This window comes from Mesorhizobium sp. M7A.F.Ca.CA.002.05.1.1 (genome assembly GCF_003998335.1).
Taxonomy (GTDB): domain Bacteria; phylum Pseudomonadota; class Alphaproteobacteria; order Rhizobiales; family Rhizobiaceae; genus Mesorhizobium.
On the sequence record NZ_RZQI01001076.1, the window covers coordinates 1 to 1,826 of the forward strand.

The 1,826-nt window shown below is 64.7% G+C and carries 2 protein-coding genes and 1 pseudogene; 2 read left to right on the forward strand and 1 reads right to left on the reverse strand.

Features of this window, described 5'->3' with window-relative positions; genetic code table 11:
• A pseudogene (locus tag EN939_RS32610) lies at positions 1 to 200 on the reverse strand (DNA recombination/repair protein RecA); the annotation flags it as partial.
• Between the two features lie 277 nt (positions 201 to 477).
• On the opposite strand from EN939_RS32610, the gene EN939_RS32615 reads away from it, so the two are divergent.
• Entirely contained in the window at positions 478 to 1,422 is a 945-nt protein-coding gene (locus tag EN939_RS32615) for a carbohydrate kinase family protein (RefSeq protein ID WP_127270930.1), read from the forward strand.
• 75 nt (positions 1,423 to 1,497) lie between these two features.
• The coding region (locus tag EN939_RS32620) for a pseudouridine-5'-phosphate glycosidase (protein WP_206528404.1) at positions 1,498 to 1,826 on the forward strand (329 nt) is incomplete at its 3' end.

Consider the following 1,826-nt stretch of genomic DNA (forward strand, 5'->3'; position numbering starts at 1 on the left):
AGGCCGCCGACGCCAAGCGCGATGTCGAGGCCAAGCGAGCCGGTCGGCACCGTTTCAATCTCGACGACCTGATCGTTGGCGCCGAGCCGCATGATCGAGCCCTTGCCGAAAGCCCGCTCGATCTGCGACAGCGCCGCATCCAGAGCCTTTGATTTGTCCACTGCCTTGTCCTCTACCAGCCGCAAAGAATTCTGAGCCATGATACATCACCCCTTGGTCGTCAATGAAGGCCGGACAATCCGTAATCCCTGCCTATTTGTACCTTTTTTGTTCTCATTTGGCAAGAGGGGTCAAATAACTGAAAAACAAGCAATATCCGGATTTGTTCTTTTTTTGTCCAGGGATTCGATCAGGAATGCACCGCACGTTGGGCCAGACGGCTCCGTTGTTTCGACCTGCCGAATCGCCGCCTCGCATGCGAAGCTCCGTCGCACCTAGCGCTTGTGCGGCTGGAATAACAAAGGTCATATCGCCGGCATGCTGAAATCCGCGAAAATACTGGCCATAGGCGGCGCCCATATCGACCGACGCGGCCAGGTGTCCGGCGCTTACGTGCCTGCCGCCTCCAATCCGGGCACAATGCGCGAGGATGTCGGCGGCGGCGTCTTCAATGCTTTGCGCAGCGCCGTGCGGCGCGGCGTCTCCGCGTCGCTGATGTCGGTTCGCGGCGGCGATGCCGCTGCCGATACCGTTTCGCGAGCCATCGCCGAGACAGGCATTACCGACCTGTCGGCGGTCTTCCTCGACCGCACGACGCCGAGCTACACGGCGCTGATCGACAGCGAAGGCGAGCTGATCGTCGGCTTTGCCGACATGGCGCTCTATGAGTTGGCCTTTCCCAAACAGATTCGCCGCTCCAGGGTGCGCGAAGCAATCGCGGCCGCCGATGCCGTGTTCTGCGACGCCAACCTGCCGACGGCGGCGCTGGAACGGCTGGTCGCGCTCGCCGCGGGCAAGCCGGTTTTCGCCATTGCCATCTCGCCGGCCAAGGTGGTGCGGCTGATACCGGTGCTGAAGGAGCTCTCGCTGGTCTTCATGAACCGGCGCGAGGCCATGGTGCTGGCCGGCGTCGCCGCGAATGCCAGGGAGCGCGAGGTCGTCGACGGGTTGCGATGCAGCGGCCTCGTCAGTGGCGTGGTCACGGCAGGCGACGCGCCCGTGCTGGGGTTCGATGAAACAGGCGCCTTTTCGATCATGCCGCCCAATCCCCGAAAGGTCGCTGACGTCACCGGGGCCGGTGATGCGCTGGCGGGCGCAACGGTCGCTGCCTTGCTGCGCGGACTGCCGCTGCGGGTGGCCCTGCGCGAAGGCATCGCCGGGGCGACGCTTGCCATCGAAAGCGCCAACGCCGTTCCCGAGTTCACCGCCTCAAGCTTCGCGGAAGCGCTGGCTCTTGTGCCGGATGCCAGGGAAGTGGCATGAGACCGGCGAATTCATAGTGCCGCGATGTTGCCTGGTGTCCCGACGGACGCGCCGCATTCCGGATTGGAGACCCTGATGACCCCTGAGACCGCCCGCCCCCTCATCGACATCCACGCGCCGGTGGCGCAGGCTCTGGCTGCCGGCCGGCCGGTGGTGGCGCTGGAAAGCACCATCATCACCCATGGCATGCCCTACCCCGACAATGGCGCCATGGCGGCCGACGTCGAAAAGATCATCACCGATGGCGGCGCCGTGCCGGCGACGATCGCCGTGGTTGGCGGCCGCATCAAGATCGGGCTTTCGGACGGCGAGCGCGAATCGCTGGCGATGACGGGCGACGCCATGAAGCTGTCGCGCGCCGATCTCGGTTTTGCCGTGGCGCAAGGGCGCACCGGTGGCACCAC

Excerpts from the sequence above, each read along its gene's own strand:
- EN939_RS32615 (WP_127270930.1), top strand. The coding sequence starts at position 478 with ATGCTGAAATCCGCGAAAATACTGGCCATAGGCGGCGCCCATATCGAC.